The organism is Janthinobacterium sp. TB1-E2 (assembly GCF_036885605.1).
GTDB classification, from domain to species: Bacteria; Pseudomonadota; Gammaproteobacteria; order Burkholderiales; family Burkholderiaceae_D; genus Janthinobacterium; species Janthinobacterium aestuarii.
The window spans coordinates 2,365,268-2,389,112 of record NZ_CP142523.1 but is presented as its reverse complement, the minus strand read 5'-3'; the positions used below and the strand labels follow the sequence as shown (position 1 = coordinate 2,389,112).

Below are 23,845 nucleotides of genomic sequence, written 5' to 3'. Positions count from 1 at the left end.
CTAACATCGTGCAACTCGATGAAAGCCCGCCATGCCCGCCACCACCCTTGCCCGCCGCAGCGGCAGTTTCTTGCTGCCCCTGCTGCTGTCCGCCGTCCTCGCCGGCTGCGCTTCACTGCCCTCGCTGGAAAGCCGCATCCCCTCCAGTGTCATCGCCGACACAAAGCACACCCAATTGGCCACGGCCATTGCGCCCATGGTGGCGCAGCATCCGGGCGTGTCCGGCATCTATCCGCTGGTCGACGGGCGCGATGCGTTTGCCGCGCGCGCCCTGCTGGCCGCCGCCGCCCAGCGCAGCCTGGACGTGCAGTACTACATCTGGCACAAGGACATCACGGGCACCCTGCTGTTCGACGCCCTGCGCCAGACGGCCGAACGGGGCGTGCGCGTGCGCCTGCTGCTCGACGATAACAACACGGCGGGCCTGGACCAGATCCTGACCATGCTGGGCAAGCAGCAGAATCTGGAAATCCGCCTGTTCAATCCCTTCCTGCCCCGCGCTCCGCGCGCGCTGGCCTTTGCCACGGATTTTTCCCGCCTCAACCGGCGCATGCACAACAAATCGTTCACGGCCGATAACCAGGCCACCATCGTCGGCGGGCGCAATGTGGGCGACGAATATTTTGGCGCGGCCGGCGACGTGCTGTTTGCCGACCTGGACGTGCTGGCCATCGGCCCCGTTGTCGATGACGTCTCGCACGATTTCGACCGCTACTGGAATAGCGCCTCGGCCTACCCGGCCAGGCTGCTGCTGACGAGCCCAGTCGAAGGCGACGCGGCCACTATCGCCGCCGAGGCGGACCGCATCGACGACACCAAGGCGGCCGAGGAATACGTGCAGGCGCTGCGCACCTCGCCCTTCGTCAAGCAGATGATGGAACGCACCCTGCCCTTCGAATGGGCCAGGACGCGCATGGTCAGCGACGACCCGGCCAAGGTGCTGGACAAGGCCAGGCCCGGCACGGGCGTGGCGGAAAGCCTGCAAAACCTGCTGGGCGTGCCAAAAAAGGAAGTGGACCTGGTATCGCCGTATTTCGTGCCCGGCAAATCGGGCACGCAAGCCTTTGCCGACCTGGCGAAAAAGGGCGTGGGCGTGCGCATCCTGACGAATGCGCTGGAAGCGACCGACGTGGCGGCCGTGCATGCCGGTTATGCGAAGTGGAGGAAACCGCTGCTGGAAGCGGGCGTGCTGCTGTACGAATCGCGCCGCTCGTGGGAAGCAGGCGATGCGCGCGAGCAGACGGGCCGCTTCGGCAGTTCCGCATCGAGCCTGCATGCGAAGACCTTTGCCGTCGACGACCAGCGCATCTTTGTCGGCTCGTTCAACTTCGACCCGCGCTCGATCGAGCTGAATACGGAAATGGGCCTCGTCATCGACAGCCCCGCGCTGGCCAGCCAGCTGGGTCTAGCCATGCGCACCACGATCCCGCAGCGCGCCTACCAGGTACTGTTGGGCGACGACGGCGCACTGTACTGGATCGCCCGCGACGCCAGCGGCGCCACCACGCGCTACGACACGGAACCGGGCACCAGCGTGTGGAAGCGCATGGGCGTAGCGATTCTGTCGGTGCTGCCGATCGATTGGTTGTTGTAAGCGGTTTTGCCAACGTTGTTGTCGGATTACGCGGGGCTTTGCCCCGCTAATCCGACCTACGCTCTTCACAAGGCCAAGGCCGGTCGTGTTGGTGGCGGCACCGAAACGCAAACAACGCCGGTCAAATTGGCGGCGGCGCCGACATGCAAACCCCGTAGGTCGGCTTAGCGCGCAGCGCGTAAGCCGACAACACCACTGCCCAAGAGCCTTAGCGCACCGCTTCCGTCAAAATCCGCCCTTCCGACGCCGACGGCTGGCGTATGCGCAGCAGATGGGCCAAGGTCGGTGCGATGTCGACCACTTCCGCGTACTGGCCATAGGCGCCCGGCTTGATCCAGCGGGGGCCGAAGACCATCAGCGGCACGTTGGTGTCATACGTATACGGCGTGCCGTGCGAGGTGCCACCGCTGCCCTTGCCGAAGTACCAGGCCGGCTTTGTCACCAGCATCAGGTCGCCCGACAGCTGGCGGTTCCAGGCGCGACGCATCAAGGTGTCCATGCGCGTGGCGACGGCTCCCGTTTCCATCTGCGTGCGCGTGTAGACTTGAGCCAGGCCGTCCTGCTGCATCAGAAAGCGGGCCGCCGCGTCTTCCAGGGTGGCGCGATGGACGCCGCGCTTTTCCGCCAGCGCGTAATCGAGGTAGATATTCGGCAGCGACGACGCCGTCACCAGCTTGTCGATGCCCAGGTTTGTCGCCAGGTGCTGGTTCAGCGCATCGACCAGTTTGGCGCCATCGATGCGCCTGGCGGAAAAGCCGCGCGTTTCGGAAAATTCCGGCACGTTGGCGAAGCCATGGTCGGCCGTCAGCACCACGAGCACGTTATCCATGCCGACTTTTTTATCCAGGTCGGCAAAGAAGCCGGCCAGCATGCGGTCCAGGCGCTGCAGATGGTCGTGCGACATCTTGCTTTCCGGGCCGTAGGCGTGATTCACATAGTCGTGCGCGGACAGGCTCACGCCGAGGATATCGGGCACGCCGGCCGGATTGCGGCCCAGGTTTTCGCCATCGATGGCGGCGCGGGCGAATTCCAGGGTCAGCTCGTCGAGGAAGGGGCCGGATTTCAGGCGGCTGTAGTACTCGCCATCGAGCTTGCCGCTGTCGCTGTAGTAGGCAAACGGGAAGGTGTTGCGCGTGCCCGGCTTGGCAGCAACAAGATCATCCCGGGCATCGCGCGCATAGGCCGAATCGGCCAGTAGCGGCGTCCAGCTCTTGCCGTAATAGCGGTCCTGCGGCTTGGCCGCCTGGTAGCGCTGCACCCACTGCGGGTGCTGCTGCATATAGTAGGTGCTGCTGGCGAAGTTGCCCGTCTTTTCCATGTACATATAGGCCGTGCCCGTTTTCCCGGCCAGCAGGATGGCGCCACGGTCCTTGCCCGACACGGTGACGACCTTGGCCTTGTCACCCGTCGAATAACGCAGTTCGTCGCCGAGGGTGCTCACGCGCAGCTTGGTCGGCGCCGTGCCGTCATCGGGCTGCGTCTCTTCGCCGATGTAATGGAAATTGCCATCCTCGGTGCAGTACACGGATTTCTTCGTGACGGGATCGATCCAGTTATTGCCGATCACGCCATGCTGATACGGGTAGGCGCCCGACAGCACGGCCGAGTGGCCGATGGCGGTGACCGTGATGCCGTGCGCCTGGTGCGCATCGCTGAACCACGCGCCCTGTTCCAGCAGGCGGCGGAAACCGCCCTGGCCGAACTGGTCGCGGTAGCGCGTCACCTGCTCTTGCGGCAAGCCGTCCACTACCAGCACCACGACCAGCTTCGGCTGCGTCGCAGCATTGGGCACCGCCTTGGCCGCATGCGCGTGGCACGCCGCCACGCCAGCGGCCAGCAGCAGCGCCTGTGCCAGTTGCCGGGAAAGGGAGAAAGGTTTCGTCATATCCGCTCATCAAAAGTTAGGCCACCGGGCAGCATACGCCGACTATATGACGCAATGATGACAGAAGCAATAACAAGAAAAAGGCCGGGGCCCATTGCTGGAACCCGGCCCGATGCCGAACAGATGAATTTGCCTGGCTTACTTGACCGTCACCTTGATGCTTTTGGCCAGCTCCGGACCATACGACTGGTGTGCGCCGTTGGCGAACTGCATCGTCAGGGTGTACTGGCCCGGCGGCAAGGTGACGTCCGTTTCCGTTTGTCCTTTGCCGAAATGCAAATGCTTTTCGTCCATGGGTATCATTTCGCCCGCCTTCATCGGCCCAGTATTGATGAGCAGATGATGGTGGCCCGTCTTGGCCGTCATGTCGCCGGCCGGCTTGACGTCCATGCCACTGACGGCAAACTTGACCTTGAACGGGCTCGCCACTGTCGCGCCATCGGCTGGCTCGACGAAGGAAACGGATTGCGCAAACGCGCTGGCGGCCAGCAGGCTACCGGCGATCACGGCGGCTGCTTGACGCAGGAATACGGTGTTCAATTGCATGATGTCTCCTCTTGTTAAATAACAACACGGACTGCATGAAACCATATTCCTGGCGACCATGGCGCCGGGGAGCTGCTGGGGTCAGTCGCTTCGCGATCGGAGCGCATCCCATTGGGATGCACTCCCCCGGCGGGTCTGACCCCATGGCCGATCATCAATCGTTCTTGATGACGATCGACGGGAATTTACTTGTCATATCCTTCGCCTTTTCCGCCACCTTGATCGCGATGGTGCGGGCGATCTGCTTGTAGATCACGGCGACGGGGCCTTCCGGCTCGGCCACGACGGTGGGCGTGCCCGAATCCGTTTGCTGGCGAATCGCCATGGTCAGCGGCAAGGCGCCGAGGAATTCCACGCCGAAGTCGGCGCACATCTTCGCACCGCCGCCGGCGCCGAAGATTTCTTCCGCATGGCCGCAGTTCGAGCAGATGTGCGTGCTCATGTTTTCCACCACGCCGAGGATAGGAATGCCGACCTTCTCGAACATTTTCAAGCCCTTGCGCGCGTCGAGCAGCGCGATGTCCTGCGGCGTCGTGACGATCACGGCGCCCGTGACTGGCACTTTCTGCGACAGGGTCAGCTGGATGTCGCCCGTGCCTGGCGGCATGTCGACGATCAGGTAATCGAGGTCGCGCCAGTTGGTCTGGTCCAGCAATTGCTGCAAGGCTTGCGTGACCATCGGGCCGCGCCACACCATCGGCTCGTCCGGATCGATCATGAAGCCGATCGACGACACTTGCAGGCCGTGGTTTTCCATCGGCTCCATGCTCTTGCCGTCGAGCGTCTTCGGCTGGCCGCTGATGCCCAGCATCATCGGTTGCGACGGGCCATAGATATCGGCGTCCAGCATGCCGACGGTGGCGCCTTCAGCCGCCAGGGCCAGGGCCAGGTTGACGGCCGTGGTCGATTTACCAACACCGCCCTTGCCGGAAGCGACGGCAATGATGTTTTTCACGTTGCTCATCGGCTTCAAGCCGCGCTGCACCGTGTGCGAAATGATTTTCGACGACACGCCCACGCTGACGTTGCCCACGCCTGGCAGCACGCGCAGGGCGGCCAGCACGGATTTGCGGATCAGGTCGATCTGGCTTTTGGCGGGGTAGCCGAGCTCAATGTCGAGGGAAATATCATCGCCGTCGACCTTCAGATTCTTGACGGTTTTGCTGGAAACGAAATCTTTATGTGTATTTGGGTCAATAACCTGGGCCAGCGCGGCCTTGACGTCTTCTACTGTGATGCTCATGTAAATCTCCGTGTGTACTACATATGTGCAATACGCGCAGTCTAGCGCAAATTTGCATGGTGCGATGGCGGCAAAAGCATCACTTGCCGGCGCTGCATCTGCTCATATTGCCTTTCCGCTGTTAAAATGTCCTATTATCCATCCCAAAAGTGCATCAATCATGACTCGCAAGCTGTTCGTCACCACTGCCCTGCCTTACGCAAACGCCGCTTTTCACATTGGCCACATCATGGAATACATCCAGGCCGATATCTGGGTCCGGTTCCAGCGAATGCAACGCGATGGCGCAGCCGGCCGTGAAGTGCACTTTGTGGGCGCCGACGATACGCATGGCACGCCCATCATGATCGCCGCCGAAAAAGAAGGTATCACGCCGCAGCAATTCGTCGCCAACATCGCGGCCGGCCGCGCCCAGTATCTCGATGGCTTCCATATCGCCTTCGACAACTGGTATTCGACCGACTCGCCGGAAAACGTCGACCTGTCGCAATCGATCTACCGCAAGCTGCGCGATACGGGCCTGATCGTCACGAAAACCGTCGACCGCTTCTTCGACCCGGTCAAAGGCATGTTCCTGGCCGACCGCAACATCAAGGGCGAATGCCCGAAATGCGGCGCCAAGAATCAGTACGGCGACAATTGCGAAGTGTGCGGCGCCGCCTATCAGCCGACCGACCTGGTCAACCCGTTCTCCGTGTTTACCAACGCGACGCCCGTGATGAAGCCGTCGGAACAGTATTTCTTCAAGCTGTCCGATCCGCGCTGCTTCGAATTCCTCAAGGATTGGCTCAACACGCCAGGCCGCTTGCAGCCGGAAATGGTCAACAAGGTCAGCGAATGGCTGGGCGAAGCCGGTGAAAAGCTGGCCGACTGGGATATCTCGCGCGACGCGCCCTACTTCGGCATCCCGATTCCCGATGCACCAGGTAAATTCTTCTATGTGTGGATGGATGCGCCCGTCGGTTACCTGGCGAGCCTGAAAAACTATTGCGACAAGAAAGGCATCGATTTCGACGCCTTCCTGAATGACCCGTCGACGGAACAGATCCACTTCATCGGCAAGGATATCGTTTCCTTCCATTTGCTGTTCTGGCCCGCCATGCTGAAGTTCGCCAATCACCCGGTGATCGACAAACTGAAAGTCAACGTCCACGGCTTCCTGACGGTCAACAACGAAAAAATGTCGAAGTCGCGCGGCACGGGCATCTCGCCGCTGCGCTACCTGGACCTGGGCATGAACCCGGAATGGCTGCGCTATTACATCGCCTTCAAGCTGAACTCGAAAGTGGAAGACCTGGACTTCAACGGCGAAGATTTTGTCGCCCGCGTGAACAGCGACCTGATCGGCAAATACGTGAACATCGCCAGCCGCTGCGCCGGCTTCATCGCCAAGCGTTTCGACGGCAAGCTGGCGTCGACACTGTCGGAAGGCGCGCAAAGCTGGATCAACCGCGCGCTGACGGTGGACGTCAACGGCGTCATCGTCGAGCGCCAGTCCAGCATCGCCGCGCACTTCGAGAACCGCGAATTCGGCAAGGCCTTGCGCGAGATCATGGAAATCGCCGACATCACCAACCAGTATGTCGATGAAAACAAGCCGTGGATCCTGGCCAAGGATGCGGACAAGACCGCGGAGCTGCATGACGTATGCACGACGGCCCTGATCCTGTTCCGCCAGTTGACGATCCTGCTGTCGCCGGTCCTGCCGGGCGTGGCGAAGAACGTGGCATCGTTCCTCAACGACGCAGAATTCACTTGGGCCGACACGCAGGTGTTCGGCGACGCCGTCTCGAACAGCATGCTAGGCCGCACCATCGGCGCCTACAGCCATTTGATGACGCGCATGGATGCGAAGATGATCGAAGCGCTGTTCGACGCGCCGCAAGCGGCCGCCGCCATTGCCGCACCGGCCGGCGACGCCGCGAATGACGCCGCAGCTCCAGTGGCAACCGCTGCCGCCATCGAGGAACTGGCGCCCGAAATCAAGATCGACGACTTCCTCAAGGTCGACCTGCGCATCGCGAAAATCGTCAACTGCGAACTGGTCGACGGCTCGGACAAGCTGCTGCGCCTGACCCTGGATGCGGGCGAAGGCCGCTTGCGCAATGTGTTCTCCGGCATCCGCTCGGCTTACCAGCCGGAAGAGCTGATCGGCAAGCTGACGGTGCTGGTAGCCAACCTGGCACCGCGCAAGATGAAGTTCGGCATTTCCGAAGGCATGGTCATGGCCGCGTCCGCCGCCGACGAGAAGGCGAATCCGGGCATCTACATCCTGAACCCGTGGCCGGGCGCCGAACCTGGCATGCGCATCCGCTAAGCGCCCACAAGGACCGATGATGAATATCGTGGTGCGCGAAGCAACGAATGCCGATGCACAGCTGATGGCCGAGCTGACCCGCGCCGCATGGGCCGGCAAGGTAGCAGCCTCGTCCAGTGGACACCACGAGACGGCCGAGCAAGTGGCGGAGCAATTGCGCCACGGCGGCGGTTTTCTGTTGCTGATCGACGACATTCCCGCCGGTTCGCTGCGCTGGATGCCGCTCGACAGCGACCCCGCCATCTGGAAGATTTCACGCATGGGCGTGCTGCCCGCCTACCGGGGCAGCCACGTCTCGCAGCACTTGCTCGAAGCCATCATTCATCACGGCCTGTCCTGCCAGGCCGAGGAATTGCGCCTGGCCGTGCGGCGCGACCAGCGCAAGCTGATCGATTTTTATGCGGCCTTCGAATTCGACCTGGCCGAAGAACTGGAATATTCGCACGCCAACCCCGCAGAACCGGCACCGATGGTGATGCGGCGTTTGCTACGTTATTGATTTTTAGCAATTTCGCCCCGGACTTGCCGATACAACAACCCGCCAAGCCGCACGGCGCGGTAAAATACGGCCGGCTGACCTTACCCATAAGACACTCAGAAGAGAATATGAAACTGCCTGCAAAACACAACAACTACGTATCCGACCACACCTTGTTCATCGCCGAACTGAAGGCCAAGAACCCTGGCATGGAAGCGGGCCAGCAAGCGGGCCGCGCCCTGCTGTGGGACAAGCCGGCCGTCAGCATCGATGAGCAGGAACGCCAGCTGGCGTCGGCCGTCAAGCAACAGGCTTACGTTTACCAGAACAAGAACTAAGATCTGGAACCGGCACGATGTTGCCTGAAGAGTCTGCAGTCACGCCGGAAGCCGACGCTTCCGGTGCCGGCGCAGTCATCGAGTCGCCCCCACCTGTCGCTGACGGCGACGGCAGCGGCGACCCTGCAACAACGGTAACGGACGCGGCGCCCGCCGCCGACCCGCTGGGCATCGCCCGCCTGTATGGCGAGCCGATGATGCGCATGCCGACGGATTTGTACATTCCGCCGGACGCGCTGGAAATCTTCCTCGAAGCCTTCGAAGGCCCGCTCGACTTGCTGCTCTACCTGATCCGCAAGCAAAACTTCAACATTCTCGATATTCCGATGGCGCAGGTGACCCTGCAATATCTGAAATATGTCGACCAGATCCGCGTGCGCAACCTGGAACTGGCCGCCGAGTATCTGTTGATGGCCGCCATGCTGATCGAGATCAAGTCGCGCATGCTCTTGCCTTCGCGCAAGAGCGACGTCGAGGAAGATGGCGGCGACCCCCGTGCCGAACTGGTGCGCCGGCTGCTCGAGTACGAGCAGATCAAGCTGGCCGCCTACGACCTGAACGCCATCCCCCAGTTCGAGCGCGATTTCGTGCGCACGCAGATTTTCATCGAGCAAAGCCTGACGCCCACCTGGCCCGACGTGGAACCGGTGGACTTGCAGCAGGCGTGGCTCGACGTGCTGAAACGCGCCAAGCTGACCCAGCATCACCGCATCAGCCGCCAGGAACTGTCCGTGCGCGAGCACATGTCGAGCATCCTGCGCCACTTGCAATCGTCGCGTTTCGTCGAGTTCAGCGAGCTGTTCGACATTGCCGGCGGCGTGCCCGTGGTGGTGGTCAACTTCGTGGCCCTGCTGGAACTGGCCAAGGAAACCCTGATCGAAATCACGCAGGCAGAACCGTTTGCCCCCATCTACGTCCGGCTGGCCTATTCGCCCGCCTGACCCCTTCCCTTTGTCACTGACCACCGTACAACGGGGTTTTAGCGAAAGCAATCCATGAAAATTATTTCCGACATCGAAGAATTGCGCGACCAGCTCAGCGGACAGCTGCGCACGGCGTTCGTCCCCACCATGGGCAACCTGCACGAAGGCCATCTGTCGCTGATGCGCCTGGCGCGCAAGCATGGCGACCCGGTCGTCGCCTCGATCTTCGTGAACCGCCTGCAATTCGGCCCGAACGAAGACTTCGAGAAATATCCGCGCACGATGGCGGCCGACATCGCCAAGCTGGAAAAGGAAGGCGTGTACGTGCTGTTCGCGCCGACGGAAAAGGAACTGTACCCGGAACCGCAGGAATACCGCGTGCGCCCGCCCGATGACCTGGGCAATACCCTGGAAGGCGAGTTCCGCCCCGGCTTCTTCGAAGGCGTGTGCACGGTCGTCACCAAGCTGTTCTCGTGCGTGGGCCCGCGCGTGGCCGTGTTCGGCAAGAAGGATTACCAGCAGCTGATGATCATCCGCAACATGGCGCGCCAGTTCGCGCTGCCGACGGAAATCATCGCTGCGGAAACCTACCGCGCGGACGATGGCCTGGCCTTATCGTCGCGCAATATGTATCTGTCGGAAAGCGAACGCGCGGAAGCGCCGGAACTGTACAAGGGACTCAATTTCGTGGCCGAAGAAGTGCGCAAGGGCAATCTGGCCGTGGGCGAACTGGAACAGGCCAGCATGCAGCTGTTGAACAGCCGCGGCTGGAAATCGGACTACATCGCCGTGCGCAAGCGCGCCAACCTGCAAGCGCCTAGCGCCGCCGAACTGGCCGCCGGCGAGCCGCTGGTGGTGCTGGCCGCAGCCAAGCTGGGTCAAACCAGATTGATCGACAACCTCGAAATTTAAGCATTGTCACAACGGGGCCATTCGGCCCCGTTTCTTTCTCTACTTCTCCATCCCTACCAATTTCAGTTCGGCAAACAGCGGCTTGTTGCTGCCGCGCGCCGCTTGCAACATGTCGTAGCTGGCCGCATCGAGCACGATTTCCTCTCCCGCCCACAGCTTGCGCTGGTTGGCAGGCAGCCTCAGGCTGCGCAGAATGGCACGTACCTGGGCAGGATCGGCCGCCAGCAGGCGAATGGCGCGCGCATGGCGCTGCGTACCCGTGAGGATAGGCAAGCCGCCCTCGGGGCCACTCTGGCTCAGGCTGACATAATCCTGGCCGCCCACGCGGTGCAAATAGGCATGCCGGCCATCACCTTCGGCAGGCGGCTGCGCGGCCGGCTCCTGCATCTCGACAGACGCGACAGGCGCAGCGGTGGTTTGCTCAAGGCTCACGCCACAGGCCGCCAACAGGGCCGTGCTCAGGGCGAAAAATAATACGGGTGCTCGGCGCATCGTGCGCTCCTTCGTGTCGGGGTCGGGGACAGAGGTGGAATACTGCAGCGATCATGGGCCAAATTATTTGACGTGTAAAGTTAACTTTAGGAAATATTTCATTCCTTTGCGCAATCTCCTGAAACCTGCGGGATCTTGCCTGTCCTGCCAGGCAGGCCAGGCATCATTGTTAATGCAATTTGCACATTGAAATCAAAACTCCCATCTTTATCCATCCATGAATAAAGATCAAAATAATGGCACTGGCTCGCGGCAACAGCATGCGGACCTCCCACCATCACAGGAGAACATCCATGAACACAACATCCAACTCTGCCAAGGTAGCCATCGTCACGGGCGCCTCGCGCGGCATCGGCGCGGCCATCGCCCGCCGCCTGGCGCGCGACGGCATCCAGGTCGTCGTCAACTACGCCAGCGGCAAGGATGCGGCGGACGAGCTGGTGGCAGCCATCATGGCCGAAGGCGGCGCCGCCATCGCCGTCAAGGCCAACGTGGCCGAGGCAAGCGACGTGCAAGCGCTGTTCGATGCGGCCGAAGCGGCTTACGGCGGCGTCGATGTGCTGGTCAACAACGCCGGCATCATGCCGCCCGCACTGCCCACTTTGGCCGAGACCGACGACGTCACCTTCGACAGCCTGTTCGCCATCAACGTCAAGGGCAGCTTCAACACCATGCGCCAGGCGGCGACGCGCTTGCGCCACGGCGGCAGCGTCGTCAATTTCTCGACCAGCGTGATCGGCCTGGCTCTGCCCGGCTATGCCGTCTACGCCGCCACCAAGGCGGCCATCGAGACGATGACGAATATCTTTGCCAAGGAACTGCGCGGCAAGAACATCACCGTCAATGCCATCGCCCCCGGCCCCACGGCCACGGCCCTGTTCTTGAACGGCAAGACGGAAGAAACGATAGCGCGCATGGCCAAGATGGCGCCCCTTGAACGCCTGGGTACGCCGGACGATATCGCCGCGGCCGTGGCTTTTTTGGCCGGGCCGGATGGCCGCTGGGTGAATGGACAAACGTTACGTGCGAATGGCGGCCTGGTGTAAGCAAGGCGCGAACTGACGAAAAAAACGCTGCCGGTTTGCACGGGCAGCGTTTTCTTGATAACGGTCAAGCCTGGATCAGGCGCCGGCTTTTTCCAGCTTCTCGAAAATCTTGTTCAGCTTTTCATCGAGGGTCGCGGCCGTGAACGGCTTGACGACATAACCGCTGGCGCCAGCTTGCGCGGCGGCGATGATGTTTTCTTTTTTCGCTTCGGCGGTGACCATCAGCACGGGCAGCTTGGCCAGTGCGGGATCGGCGCGGATATGCTGCAGCATCGTCAGGCCATCCATGTTTGGCATGTTCCAGTCCGACACGACGAAATCGAACGATTCCGCGCGCAGCTTGGCCAGGCCCATCACGCCGTCTTCCGCCTCATCGACGTTGGCATAACCCAGTTCCTTCAACAGATTCCGGACAATGCGGCGCATCGTCGAAAAATCGTCAACGACTAAAAATTTCATCTTTGGATCAGCCATGAATAACTCCGTTGTTTCTGTAGCGGTTTGTTAATAATATCGACATGAATGCCGACATTATGGTCGACACTACGGCAGCAAGTTGTAGGATAGCATTTTCGTTGCTTTTAGGCGAACAAACTTGCCTCAGATCATATAAAACGTGGCTTACACGCGCAAAGCACGCATACCATGCGCCGCCAGGTGTCCCAGCACCATGCCAGGCAGCGCCGTCAAAGCGCCGACCTCATGCGTAGCACCGACAGCGATCGCCTCGCGCGGCATGCCGAACACCACGCAACTGGCTTCATCCTGCGCAAAATTATACGCTCCTGCGGCCTTCATCTCCAACATGCCTTGTGCGCCATCCTTGCCCATGCCGGTGAGGATCACGCCGACGGCATTTTTACCGGCCGATTGCGCGGCCGAACGGAACAGCACATCGACGGACGGGCGGTGGCGGTTCACCGGTTCGCCCTGGTCGATCTTGGTCATGTAGTTGGCGCCGCTGCGCGTCAGGGTCAGGTGCGAATGGCCGGGCGCGATGTAGGCGTGGCCGGGCAGCACGCGTTCGCCGCCTGCCGCTTCCTGCACCGAAATCTTGCACAGCGAATCGAGGCGGCGCGCGAACGAGCGCGTAAAGCCTTCCGGCATGTGCTGCGTGATCAGGATGCCGGGGCAATCGGACGGCATCTGCATGAGGAATTCGCGGATCGCTTCCGTGCCGCCCGTCGAGGCGCCCACGATGATCAGCTTTTCGCTCGACGTCAATGGACTGCGCAGGGCAGGCAGCGGCGCGGCCACCTTGTCGCCGGCCGACGGCAGGGTGCGCGCGCGGATGCGCGCCTTCGAGGCGGCGCGGATCTTGTCGGCGATCATGTCCGTGTACTCGCGCATGCCACTCTGGATCGAAATCTTCGGCTTGGTGACGAAATCGACGGCGCCCAGTTCCAGCGCGCGCATGGTGATTTCCGAACCGCGCTCGGTCAAGGACGACACCATCAGTACCGGCATCGGGCGCAAGCGCATCAGTTTTTCCAGGAAATCGAGGCCATCCATCTTCGGCATCTCGACGTCGAGGGTCAGCACGTCGGGATTGGTCTGCTTGATCATCTCGCGCGCCACCAGCGGATCGGGCGCCGCGCCCACCACTTCCATGTCGGGCTGGCTATTCACGATTTCCGTCATGACGCTGCGGATCAGCGCCGAGTCATCCACGATCAATACCTTGATCTTCATAGTTATCCTTCCAGGCCTTGCGGCCCGTATTCTTTATTAAATTAGTACACCGGACAAACCGCCGCAAGCCGCACAGCGCGACGCGCAGCAGGTTTGGTCGGGTGTTTGTCAGAACAGTTCGACTTCGCCGCCCACCGGCGCGACCTTGAGGCGGCTGGCGTAATCGAGTTCGCGGCGCACCAGCGTATCGTTATGCGTCTGCATCAGCTTTTTCACCAGCACCTTGCCGCTACGGGGGAAGAAGTACACCTTGCGCGGGTGGATGTCGTTGAGATCTTCGGCCACCACGCGCATCTTTTCCGCTTTCAGGTAGTTGATGACGAAGGCCGCATTGCGTTCGCCGACGTTGATCGCCGTGAAGCCGCGCAGCACGGCGCCGCCGCCGAACACTTTCGCTTCCATGTTCTCGCGCCGCGCGCCCGCCTTCAGCAAATCGTTGATCAGGATTTCCATGGCGTAGGTGCCATAGCGCATCGACGCGGAAATCGGACTGTTCGGGTCGCTGCCGCCATCGGGCAACATGAAGTGGTTCATGCCGCCCAGGCCCGTGACGCGGTCGCGGATGCAGGCCGAGACGCAGGAGCCGAGCACGGTGACGATCAGCATGTCCTTGTTGGTAAAGTAGTACTCACCAGGCAAGATCTTGGCGGCGTCACAGTTGAACGTCCTGTCGTAATAGACGTTAGTGGCGAATTGCTCTTTGGATTCCAGGCTCATATTTCACTCTCATGTACGATGCGACGTTGCCTTGGGCGCGGCGCCCCGGGGCTGGTCGAGCTCATAGACTGTTTTACCGCGCAGCTTCAATGAATCCGACACGTACAGAAAATTCTCCGAATGGCCCGCAAACAGCAGGGCATCAGGCTTCATCAGTGGCACAAAGCGCGACAGGATCTTGCGCTGCGTCGCCTTGTCAAAATAAATCATCACGTTGCGGCAAAAGATGACGTCGAACTGCCCCGTCAATGGCCAGCCATCGGCCAGCAGGTTGAGCGGCTTGAAGGTGATCATCTGGCGCAGTTCCGGGCGCACCCGCACCTGTCCTTCGCGGTCGCCCTTGCCGCGCAAGAAAAAGCGCCGCGCACGGTCGGCCGGCATCTTGTCGAGCCGGTCCAGGTTGTAGACGCCATTGGCGGCCGTGGCCAGCACGTTCGTGTCGATGTCCGTGGCGATGATGGTGACGGGCGGCGTGAGCGTATTGAACGCCTCGCACACCGTCATGGCGATCGAGTACGGCTCCTCGCCGGTGGAACTGGCCGAGCACCAGATGGTGATCGGCCCGTTCAGTTTTTTCACATGCTCGGCCAGCAGCGGGAAGTGATGCGCCTCGCGGAAGAACGACGTCAGGTTGGTCGTCAGCGCATTCGTGAACGCTTCCCACTCGTCGCCCATGCGGCCAGCTTCCAGGTCGTCCAGGTAGCGGACGAACGAGGAGATGCCGGTCGCGCGCAATCGCCTGGCCAGGCGGCTGTAGACCATTTCCTGCTTGCTGTCGGCCAGCGCGATGCCGGCCCGCTTGTAAATCATGGCGCGGACCCGTTCAAAGTCCTTGCCAGTGAAATCAAATTCCTTGACCGAATCCGTTTTAGTTTGCGGCATTTGTTTTTACCTCTCTATGACTACTCTGACCAATGCCTTTGCAAGTATAACTAGCGGGACCGGGTTGGCGTTAGAACTCTTCCCAATCGTCGCCGCCGGCCGCCGCCAGCTTTTTCGCGGGCGGTGGCGAGCCGGCTTGCGCCGACTTTGCCAACCGCCGTGTATTTGCCGCCACACTCGGTGCCGGCCGTGCCGCCACATGCACAGGCACCAGCGCGGGTGCGGGCATGGCCGCCTGCGCCGCGCTCTCGCCATCGAGCTTGAAGATGCTGACGGCGTCGCCCAGATTCTGCGCCTGCTCCTGCATGCTTTCGGCGGCCGCCGCCGCTTCCTCGACCAGCGCCGCATTTTGCTGCGTCATCTGGTCCATCTGCGCGATGGCCTGGTTGACCTCTTCGATACCGTGGCTCTGTTCCTGCGTCGCCGCCGTGATCTCGCCCATGATATCGGCCACCTGCCGGATCGACGTGACGATCAGGCCCATGGTCTGCCCCGCCTCGTCCACCAGGCGGCTGCCGGCATCGACCTTGTCGACCGAGTCGCCGATCAGGCCCTTGATTTCCTTGGCTGCGCCGGCCGATCGTTGCGCCAGATTGCGCACTTCCGACGCCACCACCGCAAAACCGCGCCCCTGTTCGCCTGCGCGCGCCGCTTCGACGGCCGCATTCAATGCCAGGATATTCGTCTGGAACGCAATGCCGTCGATGACGCCGATGATGTCGACAATCTTGCGCGAGCTGTCCTTGATGGAACCCATGGTATCGACCACTTGCGCCACCACCTTGCCGCCCTGCTCCGCCACCGACGACGCTGACACGGCCAGCTGGTTGGCCTGGCGCGCGTTGTCCGCGTTCTGCTTCACGGTCGACGTCAGCTCTTCCATCGACGACGCCGTCTCTTCGAGCGAACTGGCCTGCGTTTCCGTGCGCGCCGACAGGTCCGCATTGCCGCTGGCGATCTCGCGCGAGGCCACGGTGATGGTTTCCGTTCCCTTGCGCACGTCGCTGACCGTCTGCACCAGGCTCTCGTTCATGTCCTTCAATGCCTGCTGCAGCGCGCTCGTTTCATCCTTGCCTTCGACCACCACGCGCGACGTCAGTTCGCCGGCCGCCACCTTCTGCGCCACGGCCACAGCGCCGGACAGCGGCACCGTGATCGAGCGCGTGATGAAGATGGCGCACCAGGCGCCGATCGCCACCGCCGCGCCGCCCAGGATGAACAGTACCGTCATCAGGCGCGCATCGGCCGCCAGCGAGTCGTCCATGAAGCTTTGCTGCGCCACGTGCTGCAAGTCGAGCAGCTTGTTGATATCGGCCAGGGTCGTCTTGTTCAAGGGATCGATGCGGGTGGCGATCACCTTCGCCGCGCCCTCGCTGTTAAACGCCAGCACCTGCCCCATCGCTTCCTTGAAGGCGGCATCGACTTCGCCGTCGACCTTGGCGATATTGGCCAGCAGCGCCTTTTCGCCATCGGACAGGCCCAGGGTGGCCAGCTTGCCGCGCGCGCCGTCGTACAGCTTGCGCTGCGCGCGCACCTTGCCCTCTTCCGCCTGCATCAGGGCCACATCGCCCTGCAAGCCGATATTGCGCATGGCGATACCGGTTTCCAGCATCGCGCTTTTCATCAGCGACGCCTGCGTATTCTTTTCGCTTGCCAGCTCAAGGCCCGTGAGCAGCTGGGCCTTGTTACGGTAATTCAGTGCATTCGCCGAAACGATCACCACCACCAGGATGGCGAGGATGCTGCCAAAACCTATCCCCAGCCGGGTGCCTATCTTGAAATCGCGCAAACTCATTACAGTCTCCAATATTTATGTGAACGGCGCCCGTTCAACCGGACGGCGCCGTGTTGTGGCCTGGTCTCTGTCGGACCTTGCAGCCTGCCGGCGCGCCTCTAGATGCTGCTCGCGCCGGTACATGCATATCTGTAGTGATTCTTTGCGTGGTAAAAACGGCGGCGCACCGGGCGCCGCCTTGCTGCCATGCGGTGGCTTACGCCGCCAGCTTGTCGATCAGGCCCATCTCGCTGCTCGACATCAGCTTGTCGATGTCGACCAGGATCAGCATGCGCTCGTCGATGGTGCCCAGGCCGATCATATAGTCGGTCGAGAAGGCGGTGCCCATTTCCGGCGCCGGTTTCACCTGCTCCGGCGTCAGGGTGGTGACGTCGGAAACGCTGTCGACCACCATGCCGACGATACGGCCGCCGATGTTCAGGATGATCACCACCGTGAACTGGTCGTACACGGGCGTGCCCAGATTGAACTTGATGCGCATGTCGACCACGGGAATGATGATGCCGCGCAGGTTGATCACGCCCTTGATGAATTCAGGCGCGTTGGCGATGCGGGTGACCGCTTCGTAACCGCGGATTTCCTGGACCTTCAGGATATCGATGCCGTACTCTTCGGAGCCCAGGGTGAAGGCCAGGAATTCACGGCCGGCGATGTCCTTGCCGTCGCCCGCATTGCTTCCGGATGTTTGTTGAGTATCTGACATGGTGCGTTTTCCTATCTTTATCTATCGGTATTACGAAAAAATGGACTCGTCAGCCAGCTGGCGCGAGGAACGGATCAGGGCGGCGACATCGAGAATCAGCGACACGCCGCCATCGCCCAGGATGGTGGCGCCGGAAATGCCCACCACCTTGCGGTAATTCGATTCGAGGTTTTTCACCACGACTTGCTGCTGTCCCACCAGGTCGTCGACAAACAGGGCCGCCTTGCGCCCTTCCGTCTCGAGGATCACGCAGATGCCTTCCGAAGGGCTGGTAAAGCGCGGCGCGATGTCGAACATCTGGTACAGCGGGATCAATGGCAGGTATTCGCCGCGCACTTTCACCACCTGCCCCTTGCCGCTGATGTCCTTGATATCCTCAACGGCTGGCTGCAGCGATTCGATGACAAAGCCCAGCGGTAAAATATACACTTCGTCGCCCACGCGGATCGACATGCCGTCGAGGATGGCCAGGGTCAGCGGCAGCGAGATGGAAATCGTCGTGCCGAAGCCTTTCGCGGAACGGATGTCGACGACGCCGCCCATGGCGCTGATATTGCGCTTGACGACATCCATGCCCACGCCGCGGCCCGACACGTCGGTGACGGCTTCGGCGGTGGAAAAGCCGGGCGCGAAAATCAGCTGCCACACGTCCGCGTCGCTCATCGTCTCGGACACGTCCAGCCCCTGCTGCGCGGCCTTGGCCAGGATGCGCTCGCGGTTCAATCCCGCGCCGTCATCGGATACCTCGATGATGATGTTGCCGCCCTGATGGCTGGCCGAGAGGAACAGCCGGCCGGCCTCGGTCTTGCCGGCGGCCACGCGGGCGGCCGGCATTTCCACGCCATGGTCGATGCTGTTGCGCACCAGGTGCGTGAGCGGATCGACGATGCGCTCGATGAGGCCCTTGTCCAGTTCCGTGGCGGCGCCATTCGTGATGAAATCGACCTTCTTGCCCAGTTTCGTCGCCAGGTCGCGCACCATGCGCGGGAAGCGCGAGAAGACGAAATCCATCGGCATCATGCGGATCGACATCACCGCTTCCTGCAAGTCGCGCGTGTTGCGCGTCAGGTGGCTGACGCTGTCGAGCAGTTTTTCATGCAGCATCGGGTCAAGCGCACTGGCGCGCTGCTCGATCATCGCCTGCGTGATCACCAGTTCGCCCACCAGGTTGATCAGCTGGTCGACTTTCTCGATCGAGACGCGGATCGACGACGATTCGGCGCCGGCCTTGTCGCCTTCTTTCTTGGCCGGTTTCTTTTCCTGCTCCGCTTCGGCCACGGCGCTGGCCACGGCCGGCGCGGCGGCGCTGGCGTTGCCCGCCTTGGCCGCATCGGCGCGTATCTGTTCGAGGGGCTGGAAGAAACCGTAGCCCTGTTCGGCGTCGCTCTGCACGCCGGCGGCGGCGCGGATATCCTCGAGCGGCTGGAAGAAGCCATAACCGGGGTCCGTCGCGCCCTGCGCAGCAGGCGTGCCTGGCAGCGGGTCGAAGAAACCGTAGCCCTGGGCTTTTTCCTGCGCCGCACGGGCCGCTTCGGCTTCGCCTGGCGCCAGTGGCGGCGCCTGCGTGATCACCATGTCGTCGGGATTGAGCACGAACGAGCAGATGGCCAGGATATCGTCCAGGCTTTCATGCGTCGTCACTTCCAGCACCTTGCGCGCGTCGGGCAAGGCGGACACGGCGACATCGCCCAGCAAACCCAGTTCGGCCGCCAGCGCATCGACTTCGCGCGGCTCCATGGCCGGCAGTTCCAGGCGGATGCGATGGCCGCCGGCATGGCTGACGGCGGCTTTTTCCGCCGTATGGAAGGCCGGTGCGACGGGCGTAAGCGCAGCCACGGGCACGTCCTGCGAAAACGACTGCAGCATCATGCGCACATTTGCCACGGCATCCTGGTCGACGGCACTGCCCAGACGGTGGCCGTCGAGCTGCATCTTGAGGATATCCTTGGCCGCCAGGAAGGCGTCGACGTGTTCCGCCGTCAGGGCCATCTGGCCCTGGCGGATACGGTCGAGCAGCGACTCGAGGATGTGCGTCACCTCGCTCATGTCGGAGAGGCCGAACGTCGATGCGCCGCCCTTGATCGAATGGGCGGTACGGAAAATGGCATTCAGGTCTTCGGCGTCGGGCGCCGCAATATCAACGGCCAGCAGCAGCCGTTCTTTTTCAGCCAGCAGTTCTTCGGCCTCATCGAAAAAGACCTGAAAAAACTGGCTAATATCGATGGTCATAGGGTGACTCCGTCAATTGCATCGTTGCACTGCGCGGCTGGCATCAGCCGATCACCTTCTTGACCACTTCGATCAGGCGTTGCGGATCGAACGGCTTGACCAGCCAGCCATTGGCGCCGGCGGCACGTCCTTTCGATTTCATCTCGTCCGACGACTCCGTCGTCAGCATGAGGATGGGTACCTTCTGGTAGGTCGGCAGTTCGCGCAACAGCTTGATCAGTTCCAGGCCATCCATGCGCGGCATGTTCTGGTCCGTCAATACCAGGTCCACGGTTTGCAGCTTGGCTTTTTCCAGTCCGTCCTGGCCGTCGACGGCCTCCACCACCTGGTAACCGGCGGCTTTCAGGCTGAACGCCACCATCTGGCGCAATGAGCTGGAATCGTCCACTGCAAGTATCGTTTTGGCCATCTTTGCTCCCACTTATTCCGGGCATCCTGCCCGAGTATTTGATTAATCAATCCATGCAACCACAAGCGCTCCGCACTGGCATGCTAGAACAGCTCGATGTCGCCACTTTCCAAATGCTGTTGACTGACAGCCTTGCGCAGCACGCTGCGCAACTCCAGGCTTTGAATCGCCAGCGCCATGCTGACCCGCCCCAGCAAGGCGACAATTTCTTCATTGTCGCTCTCCGGCAACATCTCCGCACCATGCTCGCCCAGGGTCCCGAGGAACTCGCGCAAGCCCGTCACGCGCTTCAAGGTGCGCTCGATCAGCTGGCTGGTCATGTCCTGGAATTGCATGCTGGTGATGGCCGCATTCACATAGCCCCCCACCTCATCCTGCAACGCCAGCAGTTTTTCGCGCTGCTGCTCGGCCGGAATACCGCCGTCGAGCAGCAAGGCGATGGTGTCTTGCTGCGCAGCGACGGCTGCGTGTATCGCCATGAAATTGAAGGACAGCTTCTCGATCGCCTCTTCCAGCAAGATGCCGGTCTGCACCAGGTCGGTTTCCACCTCCGTCAAGTGCTTGCGGCCATGGTCCGACACGCCAGACAGCAGGCGCTTTACATGCGAGCCAAGTATTTTCTTTCTTGTCATAAAGGTCTCATTGTTTCAATACACCACGCGTCGACAGCCTTGCGTGTTATTTTTTCGCCGCTGCCGGGGCGGGGACTGGCGCCGCGGGCGGCGCACCGGCCGCCAGCCCTGACGCGACAGCGGCGGAAGCGGCATCGGTCACCGGCAGCTCGATCGCCGAACCATCGCGCAGGACATTTTCTTCCGTGCGTTTGTTCATGACGATGATGCTGATGCGCCGGTTGATCGGATTGAAGGGGTCGAGCTTGTCCAGGTGGGCGGCCGAACCGAGCCCCACCACGCGCAAGACTTTTTCTTCCTTCATGCCGCCGATCACCAGTTCGCGCCGCGACGCATTCGCGCGGTCAGCCGACAATTCCCAGTTGCTGTAGCCGGCATCGCTCATGTAGGGCGTCGAATCCGTATGGCCGGACAGGCCGATGCGGTTTGGCACTTCATTGAGCACGAAGCCGATCGCGTGCAGGATTTCCTTGGTATACGGTTGCAGATTCGCATTGGCGAGCGCAAACATCGGACGGTTCTGCTCGTCGACGATCTGGATGCGCAAGCCTTCGCTGGTGATATCGAGCAGCAACTGGTTCTTGTATTTTTTCAGCAGGGGATTGGCGTCGATGGTCGCTTCGATGCGCGCCTTGAGCGCCTGCAGGCGCTTGCCCTCTTCGCGCTCGAGCGCGGCCTTGGCGGAATTGAGGTCGAACGATTTGCGCTGCTGCTCTTCCTGCGCCTTGCGCACCTGCCCATCCTGGCGCGACAAGTCCTGGCCGCCGCCCTGGATCACGGAATTGCTCTCGCCGCTGCCTGAGCCGCCCGCCATCGCCACTTTCAGCGGCGTCTTGAAGAATTCGGAAATGCCGTTCAAGTCGCCCTTCGAGGTGGAGCCCAGCAGCCACATCAGCAGGAAAAAGGCCATCATGGCCGTGACAAAGTCGGCGTAGGCGATCTTCCACGCCCCGCCATGGTGCCCGCCAGCCGTCTTCTTGATACGCTTGACGATAATCGGGCGCATGCCTTCATCGGCCATGGCGTCCCCCTTCCGTGTGCTGCAAATGACTCATGGTATCCAGGCGTATATTCACTGCTTACTTCGTTTTCGATTTCTTGATATGGTCTTCGAGCTCGTTGAACGTCGGGCGCTCGGTCGAGAACAGCACCTTGCGGCCGAACTCCACGGCCAGCGCCGGCGCATAGCCGTTCAGGCTGGCCAGCAAGGTCACTTTCACGCACTGGAACATCTTGCTCGACTCTTCCAGCTTCTGCTCGAGCAGGCTGGCCAGAGGACCGACGAAACCATACGCCAGCAAGATGCCGAGGAAGGTGCCGACCAGCGCGTGTGCGATCAGCATGCCCAGCTCGGCCGGCGGGATGCCCACCGACTCCATCGTGTGCACCACGCCCATCACGGCGGCAACGATACCGAACGCGGGCAAGCCATCGCCCACCTTGGCGATCACGTGGGCCGGCACGGCGCCTTCGTGATGGTGCGTCTCGATTTCGTTGTCCATCAGGTTTTCGATCTGGAACGCGTCCATATTGCCCGACACCATCAGGCGCAGGTAATCGGTCATGAATTCGACGATGTGGTGGTCGGCCAGCACGGCCGGGTACTTGGAAAACAGCGGGCTTTCCTCGGGCTTGTCGATATCGCCTTCGATCGACATCAAGCCTTCCTTGCGCACCTTGCTGAGCACCTCGAACAGCAGGGACATCAGTTCCATGTACAGCTCTTTGGTATAGCGCGAACCCTTGAACAGGCTCGGCAAGGCTGCGATCGTCGCTTTGATGGCCTTGTTATTGTTACCAACAAGGAAGGCGCCCAGGGCGGCGCCGCCGATCATCAGCAACTCCAGCGGCTGGAACAGCGCCGCCAGATGGCCGCCGGCCATTGCGAAGCCGCCAAAGACCGAGGCGCAAACGATGATGTATCCGATTATGACTAACAAGTGCCCTGACTCCCAATAATGGCCGGGGCTGTGTGCCCGGCATGTTCAAACCTGTTCCTGTCTTCTGGCGGCTGCGCCGCCGGCAAGGACAGTGGCAAAAAAGTAACCGAAAGTTAATTGAAATGCTCTGCTTTTCAACGCAATTCCGAGAAAATGCCGTGTGGAACTACAATAACGTGAGATTGCCCCACGGGCAAGCAAATAACGCAGACAATTGCTTAAAAGCACCATATGTAAAGCAAAGGACCACCCTCTGTGGCGGCGATGGTCTTATCGGGCTTGCGTGCCGCAATCTGGAATTCGTAACTAAGAAGCATGCTACCGGGCAACATTTCCCTTTCCGCCTTGCTCCACAGGGCTGCCATCGCCGCCGGCGACAGGTAGGCAAACACCACGTCGTAGCGGCCGAAATCGAGCGCTTCGTAGTCGCCGCGCAGGAAGCGCGCGCGGCTGCCCGCCAGCTTCGCGCGCAAGCGGCTTGCCAGCCACGGCAGCGGCGCCAGTTCGATGCCGAAGAACTGCCCGTCGGACCGGCGCCGCGCCAGGTCCAGCACCAGGCCGCCCAGGCCGCTGCCGATATCGATCAGGCGCACGCCGGGACGGTCCGCGATCAGCCCGGCCACGGCCTGCCACACCTTCGGCCCCGACGGATAAAACGGCACTTGCGTGCGAAATGTGGACCAATACAGGCTCAGCAGGAAAACAAAGGCCGCCAGGAACACGGCCGGGGGCAAATCGAGCAGGCTGGCGGCCAGCAAGGCGGGCGCAAACAGCAGGCCGATGGCGCACCACCAGCGCGCCAGTCCCGCGCGCCACGTGATGAGCGCCGCCAGCACGCCCTGCACCAGCGCCACGGCCGGCAGCGACATGGCGACGCCGGCGCGCGCCAGGCCATATACCAATAACAACATCAAGGGAAAGGCCAGCACCTGGATCAGGATGGCCTTGAGCGCGGGCGCGCGCAGGATTTGTTGCAGCATGGGCAAGTTAAAGGAGGAAAACGCCAGTGTAAGCGAAAGCACCATGAAAAAACCGGAGTCCGGTCTGGCGACCGCTCCGGTTTTTACTGAGG

General features: G+C 61.5%; 23 protein-coding genes. 7 read left to right on the top strand and 16 right to left on the bottom strand.

Features of this window, described 5'->3' with window-relative positions:
* The first annotated feature begins 31 nt into the window (after window positions 1–31).
* Window positions 32–1,594: a phospholipase D family protein gene (locus tag OPV09_RS10810; protein ID WP_338681621.1), complete on the top strand. Its 1,563-nt coding sequence runs from the start codon at window positions 32–34 to the stop codon at window positions 1,592–1,594.
* A 208-nt stretch (window positions 1,595–1,802) separates the two neighbouring features.
* Here the strand turns inward: OPV09_RS10810 and OPV09_RS10805 are convergent, their stop codons facing one another.
* The 3 genes from OPV09_RS10805 to apbC form a co-directional block, all read right to left on the bottom strand.
* On the bottom strand, window positions 1,803–3,479 hold the full coding sequence (locus tag OPV09_RS10805) for an alkaline phosphatase family protein (protein ID WP_338681619.1): 1,677 nt from the start codon (window positions 3,477–3,479) through the stop codon (window positions 1,803–1,805).
* Between the two features lie 138 nt (window positions 3,480–3,617).
* Entirely contained in the window at window positions 3,618–4,025 is a 408-nt protein-coding gene (locus tag OPV09_RS10800; RefSeq protein WP_072454785.1) for a DUF4399 domain-containing protein, read from the bottom strand.
* A gap of 154 nt (window positions 4,026–4,179) precedes the next feature.
* On the bottom strand, window positions 4,180–5,268 hold the full coding sequence (apbC, locus tag OPV09_RS10795) for an iron-sulfur cluster carrier protein ApbC (RefSeq protein ID WP_034758315.1): 1,089 nt from the start codon (window positions 5,266–5,268) through the stop codon (window positions 4,180–4,182).
* A 160-nt stretch (window positions 5,269–5,428) separates the two neighbouring features.
* Here apbC and metG point away from each other — a divergent pair, with 160 nt between their 5' ends.
* From metG to panC, 5 genes are all read left to right on the top strand, one after another.
* Window positions 5,429–7,585: a methionine--tRNA ligase gene (gene metG / locus OPV09_RS10790; RefSeq protein ID WP_338681615.1), complete on the top strand. Its 2,157-nt coding sequence runs from the start codon at window positions 5,429–5,431 to the stop codon at window positions 7,583–7,585.
* Window positions 7,586–7,604: 19 nt separating this feature from the next.
* A complete protein-coding gene (locus tag OPV09_RS10785; protein WP_034758490.1) occupies window positions 7,605–8,084 on the top strand; it encodes a GNAT family N-acetyltransferase in 480 nt (159 codons plus the stop codon).
* Between the two features lie 107 nt (window positions 8,085–8,191).
* Window positions 8,192–8,401, top strand: coding sequence for a DUF3460 family protein (locus OPV09_RS10780; RefSeq protein WP_034778041.1), 210 nt, complete (start codon window positions 8,192–8,194; stop codon window positions 8,399–8,401).
* 17 nt (window positions 8,402–8,418) lie between these two features.
* Window positions 8,419–9,342, top strand: coding sequence for a ScpA family protein (locus OPV09_RS10775; protein WP_338681611.1), 924 nt, complete (start codon window positions 8,419–8,421; stop codon window positions 9,340–9,342).
* A gap of 54 nt (window positions 9,343–9,396) precedes the next feature.
* Window positions 9,397–10,236, top strand: coding sequence for a pantoate--beta-alanine ligase (gene panC, locus OPV09_RS10770; protein WP_058048494.1), 840 nt, complete (start codon window positions 9,397–9,399; stop codon window positions 10,234–10,236).
* Between the two features lie 39 nt (window positions 10,237–10,275).
* Here panC and OPV09_RS10765 read toward each other — a convergent pair whose 3' ends face one another.
* Complete coding sequence (locus tag OPV09_RS10765) at window positions 10,276–10,728, bottom strand: hypothetical protein (protein ID WP_139248389.1); 453 nt, start codon at window positions 10,726–10,728, stop codon at window positions 10,276–10,278.
* 293 nt (window positions 10,729–11,021) lie between these two features.
* On the opposite strand from OPV09_RS10765, the gene OPV09_RS10760 reads away from it, so the two are divergent.
* On the top strand, window positions 11,022–11,774 hold the full coding sequence (locus OPV09_RS10760; protein WP_338681610.1) for an SDR family oxidoreductase: 753 nt from the start codon (window positions 11,022–11,024) through the stop codon (window positions 11,772–11,774).
* A 75-nt stretch (window positions 11,775–11,849) separates the two neighbouring features.
* Here the strand turns inward: OPV09_RS10760 and cheY are convergent, their stop codons facing one another.
* From cheY to OPV09_RS10700, 12 genes are all read right to left on the bottom strand, one after another.
* Window positions 11,850–12,248 (bottom strand): chemotaxis response regulator CheY, encoded by a 399-nt coding sequence (gene cheY / locus OPV09_RS10755; RefSeq protein ID WP_026132837.1) that lies wholly within the window; start codon window positions 12,246–12,248, stop codon window positions 11,850–11,852.
* A gap of 147 nt (window positions 12,249–12,395) precedes the next feature.
* The gene (locus OPV09_RS10750; RefSeq protein ID WP_035826603.1) at window positions 12,396–13,466 is read right to left on the bottom strand and encodes a protein-glutamate methylesterase/protein-glutamine glutaminase; all 1,071 of its coding nucleotides are present in this window, start codon (window positions 13,464–13,466) and stop codon (window positions 12,396–12,398) included.
* Window positions 13,467–13,574: 108 nt separating this feature from the next.
* Entirely contained in the window at window positions 13,575–14,183 is a 609-nt protein-coding gene (cheD, locus tag OPV09_RS10745) for a chemoreceptor glutamine deamidase CheD (protein ID WP_034758343.1), read from the bottom strand.
* Between the two features lie 9 nt (window positions 14,184–14,192).
* Window positions 14,193–15,065, bottom strand: coding sequence for a CheR family methyltransferase (locus OPV09_RS10740; protein ID WP_034758347.1), 873 nt, complete (start codon window positions 15,063–15,065; stop codon window positions 14,193–14,195).
* A gap of 70 nt (window positions 15,066–15,135) precedes the next feature.
* Window positions 15,136–16,860: a methyl-accepting chemotaxis protein gene (locus OPV09_RS10735; RefSeq protein WP_331777650.1), complete on the bottom strand. Its 1,725-nt coding sequence runs from the start codon at window positions 16,858–16,860 to the stop codon at window positions 15,136–15,138.
* A 196-nt stretch (window positions 16,861–17,056) separates the two neighbouring features.
* Window positions 17,057–17,563, bottom strand: a complete 507-nt coding sequence (locus OPV09_RS10730) for a chemotaxis protein CheW (RefSeq protein WP_034758356.1) — start codon at window positions 17,561–17,563, stop codon at window positions 17,057–17,059.
* A 30-nt stretch (window positions 17,564–17,593) separates the two neighbouring features.
* Entirely contained in the window at window positions 17,594–19,792 is a 2,199-nt protein-coding gene (cheA, locus tag OPV09_RS10725) for a chemotaxis protein CheA (RefSeq protein ID WP_070306147.1), read from the bottom strand.
* 43 nt (window positions 19,793–19,835) lie between these two features.
* On the bottom strand, window positions 19,836–20,201 hold the full coding sequence (locus OPV09_RS10720) for a response regulator (protein ID WP_034758362.1): 366 nt from the start codon (window positions 20,199–20,201) through the stop codon (window positions 19,836–19,838).
* 83 nt (window positions 20,202–20,284) lie between these two features.
* Window positions 20,285–20,833, bottom strand: coding sequence for a chemotaxis protein (locus tag OPV09_RS10715; RefSeq protein WP_070219714.1), 549 nt, complete (start codon window positions 20,831–20,833; stop codon window positions 20,285–20,287).
* 46 nt (window positions 20,834–20,879) lie between these two features.
* Window positions 20,880–21,854, bottom strand: coding sequence for a flagellar motor protein MotB (gene motB / locus OPV09_RS10710; RefSeq protein ID WP_034758370.1), 975 nt, complete (start codon window positions 21,852–21,854; stop codon window positions 20,880–20,882).
* Between the two features lie 58 nt (window positions 21,855–21,912).
* Window positions 21,913–22,773 (bottom strand): flagellar motor stator protein MotA, encoded by an 861-nt coding sequence (gene motA, locus OPV09_RS10705; protein WP_034758373.1) that lies wholly within the window; start codon window positions 22,771–22,773, stop codon window positions 21,913–21,915.
* Window positions 22,774–22,991: 218 nt separating this feature from the next.
* Complete coding sequence (locus tag OPV09_RS10700) at window positions 22,992–23,753, bottom strand: class I SAM-dependent methyltransferase (RefSeq protein WP_338681607.1); 762 nt, start codon at window positions 23,751–23,753, stop codon at window positions 22,992–22,994.
* Window positions 23,754–23,845: the final 92 nt, after the last annotated feature.